This window comes from Prosthecobacter sp. (assembly GCF_044232965.1).
Classification (GTDB): Bacteria; Verrucomicrobiota; Verrucomicrobiia; order Verrucomicrobiales; family Verrucomicrobiaceae; genus Prosthecobacter.
Window position 1 is genome coordinate 67,029 of sequence record NZ_JBIIKX010000026.1, and the last position, 6,177, is coordinate 73,205.

The following is a 6,177-nucleotide window of genomic DNA, read 5'->3' on the forward strand; positions in this document are numbered from 1 at the left end:
CACTCTCATCTCACGCGGCGGATTGGTGCATACATCACTGCCGGGTGATGTTCGCGCGTCCGCCCCGCAGGACGTATTTCTGGATCTTGCCGGTCGCTGTCTTGGGCAGTTCGGCGATGAACTCGAAGCCGTGAGGCACTTTGAAATGTGCGAGGTGCTCGCGGCAGAACAGGCGCAGCGCTTCAGGTGTCGTTTCAGCGCCCGGCTTTAGGACAATGAATGCCTGGGGCGTCTCGCCCCATTTTTCGTGCGGCAGGCCGACGACGGCAGCTTCCTGGATGGCGGGATGGCGCAGCAGCGCGCCTTCGACCTCGACGGAAGAGATGTTTTCTCCGCCGCTGATGATGATGTCCTTCCAGCGGTCGCGGATTTCGATGTAGCCGTCAGGATGCACGACGGCGGCGTCACCGCTGTGAAACCAGCCGTCGCGGACGGCTTTCTCCGTCGCAGCGGGGTCGTTGTAGTAGCCTTTCATCACGGCGTTGCCGCGAATGATGATCTCCCCCATCGTCGCACCGTCCTGGGCGACTTCATTGCCTTCATCATTGATGACACGAACCTCGGCGTTGGCGAGGTATTCGACGCCCTGGCGTGATTTGATCACGGCGCGGACGGCAGGATCGAGTTCGGCGTGCTCGGGACGTGGTTCGCTGATGGTGACGATGGGCGAAACCTCGGTGAGGCCATAGACGTGCGTGATTTCCCAGCCGAGTTCGCCTTCCACTCTCTCGATGGTGGCTGCTGCAGGCGGCGCTCCGGCGGTGAAGACGCGGACACCGCGCGGGGCGCCTTTTCGCACCTCATCCGGCACGTTGGCGATGCTGATGAGCACGGTGGGCGCGGCACAAAGGAGCGTGACGCTTTCGCGACGGATGGTTTCAAAGATGAGCCGTGGATCGGCCTTGGGAATGCAGACATGGCGGCCTCCGACGGCGGTGATCGTCCAGACGAAGCACCAGCCGTTCGCGTGAAACATGGGCAGCACCCACAGGTAACGATCCGCCGCTGTGATGCGCGTGTGCATGAGGTGGCCCATGATGTTCAGCGCGGTGTTGCGATGCGTGACCATGACGCCCTTCGGGTTCGCCGTGGTGCCGCTGGTGTAATTGAGCGCGATCATCTCGGTCTCGACGACTTCGGCAGGTATGAAATCGGGCGCGGAAGCGGCCAGCGTGGCCTCGTAGTCGATCCAACCGGGTTTTGAGCCCGAAAACGCGATGAAGTGCTCCACGCCGGGCACTTGATCGCGAATCGAATCGACCGCGTCGAGGTAATCGGCATGCACGCAGACGACGCGGGCACCGCTGTGCTTCAGGATGTAGGCGAAGTCGGCGGCGGTGAGGCGGAAATTGATTGGCACGATGACCGCGCCGATTTGCGGCACGGCGTAGAAGGCCTCCAGATGCGCGTGGGTGTTCGGTGAGATTGTGGCGATGCGTTCGCCGGGCTGCACACCGAGCTTTTGCAGCGCGGCGGACCAGCGGTCGCAGCGCTCGAAGAATTCGCGGTAGGTGAAGCGGAGGCTGCCATCCACCACCGCTTCACGGTCGGCGTAAAGGCGGCGGGCACGGCGGGCGAAGTCGAGGGGCGAGAGCGGCGTTTCCATGATCGAGCGGCTATCATAGAGAAACACGGTCCGGCTTGGCGATAAGAAAACGACTTTCGCCATTTCTGAACGCGACTTTGGCGGCGGGCGGCCTTATGGGAGCTAATCATGACCCCTCCCGACTTTCAGACGCTCGCCACCCGCATCCGCCAATCTTTGGGGTGCAGCAAAGATCTGGCGGAGGATTACGCCAAAGGCATCAGCGACCCTCCAGAGATCATCCACGGCAAAATCGTCGTACGTGACCCCGAGGGGCGCATCATGGCCCGGGTCCCGGACAGCGTTCTGGCGTGACTTACGTCGGCCTGGATTCGATGCCGGACAAATCAGCCAAGTTCTCCTCGAAGTCCCAAAACAAGAAGCCACGGAACTGACGATGCAGCTCCGTGGCGAACCTGGATTCAGGTTTTGGGGGAGGGATTAAGCGGGACGGGACTCGATGCTGGCCACCATCCTGCGGACATGCGACGCCTTGTAGGCGCGCGGCTTCAGGATGGCGAGGCTCTTGGCGAACGAACCCCACTTGATGACCTTGATGGTCACGCGGCGGGTGCCCCAGAGATTCATGGCGCTGTGCGACGGCTTGTAGAGGTCGATGGTCTTCGTTCCGACGAGGGCGGAGCCGTAGTCGTCCACGATGTAGAGCGAGGGATCGCCCTGGATCTGGAACACGGTGCCCACCGGGTAGATGGACCAGTCGGCAGCAGCGCTGCGGATCTGGCCGTGCTTGAGCAGGGTGCCGACCGCTGTGCGGGGGCCGTACTCGATGTGATCACTCTCGGTGTGGGTGTAAGCGGTGGTTCTGACACCCGCAATAACCTGGCCTGGAGTACCGGCTGGCGTTGTGGCTGAGGGTTTAACTTCTTCGGCAAAAGCCGTGGCGCACAAGGCAAGGAGGCATAGGAGGATGGGTTGGTTCAATCGATGGTTGGGTTGTTGGGTCGCGCTCTGCCGGATGGGGGGCCCGGTGGAGGGGCCGCGACGGTGTCGAGTTAGCCGGACCTGTCAACGCGGGTTTTCCCGACCGAAACGGGCCGAAAACCTCGATTTTTCGGCCTCCAGAGCCGAATTCAGCGCCATGCAGTCACTTTAAACGGAGGAGCGCCCCGTAAGCCTCCGCCCCGCCGGGCGAGGTCATGGTATGGCCGCCGAATGACGCAGGTGCGCCACAGGAACCTGAAATAATCAGCCTGCCGGAGGGGTGCCAGGCCATGGTGTAAGCGTTGTCGCCCTTGATTCCACCGCTCGGAAGCAGCCATTCGACCCCGCCTTTTTCATCCAAAGCGGCGGTGAAGATGTCCGTGGCACCCTGCGAGGTGAGCGTCTGTCCGGCGAAGGTGGCCGTCTGGGAAAACTCGCCGGTGACGAAGCAACGACCGGTGTTGTCAGTAGCGACGCCGAGGCAGTAATCGGTGGCCGGGCCTTGGATGACGTGGCTCCAGACGAGTTTGCCCTCGGGGCTGAAATGAGCGAGCACGCCGTCGCTGTCTTTGTCGCCTGTGGTTTTCACGGGACCGCCGTTGAGTTCGCCTTTGAACATGCCCGAGCACCACGTGCGACCGGAGGTATCGACCGTAATCTCGTGGAAGCCCGCGCTCGGCACGCCGGGCAAGGTGGCGGCCCAGACGCCTTCACCTTCGGGCGTAAGCTTCAACACAACGCCCGCCTGGCCTTTGGCGACTTCGAGGGCCACGGAACCGATGCTCCCAACTCCGCCGCCGCTGCCACCTATATAGATAGCGTCTTTGCCATCGACGCCCAAGCCATGCCCGCTGCCGGAGAATTTGCCGCCGGTGGTCTTCACCCATTTCAGCGTGCCTGCGGCATCGTATTTGGCGCAGAAAATCGGCCGTGTGGTGCTGCCCGCGTTCACGGTCACGTCACCGAACTTCGCCTCGCCTGCCACAGCTCCGGTGACGACGATTTCGCCTTTGGAATCGACCACGATGCCGTGACCGTAATCGTAGCCTTTGCCACCAGCGGTCTTAATCCAAAGCAGCGTGCCCGCAGGATCATACTTCGCGACGAAGATGTCATAATCACCCGCGTTCGGCAGCGTCTGGCCGTTCGCCTGGGCGTCGGTGCTTTGGTAATGGCCGGTGACGTAGGCATTGCCCGTCGCATCCGTCGCCACGCCATAACCGCGGTCCACCAGACTGCCGCCGAGACTGCGCACCCACAGGAAGCGGCCCTCTTTGGACACCTTGGCTACGAAGAAATCCATCCCGCCGAGGCCCGTGCGCTTCAGATCGCCAAATGTGCCGTCATCGGTCGTTTCACCGGCAAAGAAGGCATTTCCTTCGCGATCAAAAGTCACGGCACGCGTCTTGTCGCTCTTCGCTCCTCCACCAGCGGCCACCCATTCGAAGGTGGGGGTGGCGGCTTGAAGCGAAGAGACGACTAGAGCAAGACAGAGCGTGCGGAGAAAAATCATGGCCCGCAGCATACGGGCGCATGCAGACAGGTGTTACGACCTTACTGGATCGGCGAGAAGTCCGTCGCTCTCATATAGACGCTCTTCACGCCCTCGGCCTGCGGTTGGATGGTCAGCGGGCCGTTCTTTTCGCTCTCGGCCTTTGCTTTGATCCAGTCGGGATCAGCGCGGAAGGCGGTGAAGGAGGCGAGGCCGGCTTCCTTGCTGGCGTGGGAGAGGATGTAGATCAGCTTCGTGCCCGCGCCTTTGTCCGCATCCGTCGGCACCCAGTAGGCGAGGTGGCTCATGCCGTGCTTGCTGAAGAGCTTCATGGTGTGGTTGCTGAAACGGGCATGCAGGTCGTTCAGCTTGCCCTCGGGCGTGGTGTAGGTGCGCAGTTCAAAGACGCGCGGTTTCTCCCCTTTGGCGACGGTCAGCGGTGGCGAGTAATCTGTCGGCGTCATGAAGATGGACTCGATCTTGGCGACGATCTTGCCGTTCGCCTCGCTCGCCTTCGCGGCGGCCTTCCACTCGGGGTCCGCGCCGAAGGCCTTGAAGCTCGCCTTCGCCGCCTCACGGCTCTTGTGCTCCAGCACATAGATCAGCGTGGTTTTGGAGCCGTTCTCCTCATCCACCGGCACCCAGTAACCGACATTGCCGATGCCATGCTTTTCAAACAGCTTGCAGGTGTGGTCACGGAAGCGTGCCAGCAAGGCATCGAGCTTGCCTTCGTTGCAGGTGTAGATGCGCAGTTCATACACGCGCGAGTCATCGGCGGCGTGGGTCATGGTGGAAAAGAGGCCGGTAAGGGCCAGGGCGAGAAAGGTGAGGCGTTTCATGAGGGGTGAACAAACGGCGGGCAAAGGAATGATTATCACAAAGCCCGGGACCATCGCCCAAATTGACCGGCTTCTTTTCCACGATGCGTGGTTGTTTTTTGGCTATTTGAATACAAATTAGCACTGCGTTGATGCATCGGATCTTTGATCTGATTCGTTCTGCTCGTCGGGTTCATGTCGCATGAAATTCGGGACATGGGCTCTAAATGTACCTGTTTTTTTCTGCCTCTCGAGATTCCTCATGAAGATGTGCTCTATTTCTGTCCGTTCTGTGCTGACGTGCTCCATGGTGTCACTCATGTGGCCATCCGGCGCTGCTGAGAATCGCAATCCTCAGCCCACGACACCTCAACCCAAATCCGCCGGGCTGGTGGCGGTCGACGGGTTGCGCCCGGAGGAAACACCGATCGCACGTCTGACGATCGCCATGCAGGAGCGGGACTGGTATTTGCGCCACAAGCAACTGGCGGCGCTCGGCGAAGAGTTGGGGAGAACCCAGCCCGAACTTGGCTGGAACATGGTTCTGAGCGAGTTTGAGTTTTTGCCCGACCGGCAGGCCTTCAAGATGCCGCTCTTGCGCATCTGGGGCCGCCAGAAGCCGCTGGATGCCCTGGCGGCCTGCACCGCCATTCCCCTGGGGGAACGCAGGGCGAAGGCCATCTCCGGCGCTCTTGAAGGCTGGGCCAGCGTGGCCCCCACCCAGGCTGCTGACTGGGTGAAGAAAAATCTTTCTGGCATCTATTTGCGTATGGCGGCCGCCCAAGTCGCCTCGACCTGGGCGAGGACCGAGCCAAAAGAAGCCGCTGAATGGGCGCTGGCGACCGTGGATGAAAAAAGCAAGGTTTACCTGCTGAACCAAGTGCTCGAAGTGTGGGTGCTATCTTATGGACGAGATGCGGCGCAGTGGGCCTCCGAGCTCAATGACCCCAGGCTGCGTGATCTGGCCATGTCCAAGGCCATCTTTGACTGGACCGACCACATGCCCCAGACTGCGGCGGAATACTTGCTCACCAACCCTGATTACCGTTGGATGATGCCGCGTGTGGTCGCCCGCTGGGGCAAGTATGACCCTGACGCCGCGAACAAATGGGTTTCGAATCTGAAGGATGCAGAACTTGCCCAGGAGTGCCGTGCGGAACTCGTGCAGGAATGGGCGTTCGATGATGCCCCTAAAGCCTTGGAGTGGGCTCGCACTAGGCGGTGTCTTTGCAAATCAAGCGAGGTGAGTTCTATCCAGGAGGGCGGCGAAAGTGATGAACCCCGCAAAGGATGAGGCGGTTTTGTCGGCACGCAAAGCGAGGCGTTTGTGTGCCTTCATG

Annotated in this window: 6 protein-coding genes; 2 read left to right on the forward strand and 4 right to left on the reverse strand. The window is 61.0% G+C overall.

Going from position 1 to position 6,177, the window contains the following annotated elements:
• Positions 1–34: 34 nt before the first annotated feature.
• Entirely contained in the window at positions 35–1,606 is a 1,572-nt protein-coding gene (locus ACILSI_RS13005) for a long-chain-fatty-acid--CoA ligase (protein WP_395722312.1), read from the reverse strand.
• A 108-nt stretch (positions 1,607–1,714) separates the two neighbouring features.
• Between ACILSI_RS13005 and ACILSI_RS13010 the strand changes: the two genes are divergently transcribed.
• Positions 1,715–1,900, forward strand: a complete 186-nt coding sequence (locus tag ACILSI_RS13010; protein WP_395722313.1) for a hypothetical protein — start codon at positions 1,715–1,717, stop codon at positions 1,898–1,900.
• Between the two features lie 126 nt (positions 1,901–2,026).
• Here ACILSI_RS13010 and ACILSI_RS13015 read toward each other — a convergent pair whose 3' ends face one another.
• The 3 genes from ACILSI_RS13015 to ACILSI_RS13025 form a co-directional block, all read right to left on the reverse strand.
• Positions 2,027–2,527, reverse strand: a complete 501-nt coding sequence (locus ACILSI_RS13015; protein WP_395722314.1) for a 3D domain-containing protein — start codon at positions 2,525–2,527, stop codon at positions 2,027–2,029.
• A 163-nt stretch (positions 2,528–2,690) separates the two neighbouring features.
• Positions 2,691–4,040 carry an SBBP repeat-containing protein gene (locus ACILSI_RS13020; RefSeq protein ID WP_395722315.1) on the reverse strand — a complete coding sequence of 450 codons (1,350 nt, stop codon included), beginning with the start codon at positions 4,038–4,040 and terminating at the stop codon, positions 2,691–2,693.
• Positions 4,041–4,081: 41 nt separating this feature from the next.
• The gene (locus ACILSI_RS13025; RefSeq protein WP_395722316.1) at positions 4,082–4,858 is read right to left on the reverse strand and encodes an NIPSNAP family protein; all 777 of its coding nucleotides are present in this window, start codon (positions 4,856–4,858) and stop codon (positions 4,082–4,084) included.
• A gap of 181 nt (positions 4,859–5,039) precedes the next feature.
• On the opposite strand from ACILSI_RS13025, the gene ACILSI_RS13030 reads away from it, so the two are divergent.
• Positions 5,040–6,131 carry a hypothetical protein gene (locus ACILSI_RS13030; RefSeq protein ID WP_395722317.1) on the forward strand — a complete coding sequence of 364 codons (1,092 nt, stop codon included), beginning with the start codon at positions 5,040–5,042 and terminating at the stop codon, positions 6,129–6,131.
• The last annotated feature ends 46 nt before the right edge of the window (positions 6,132–6,177 follow it).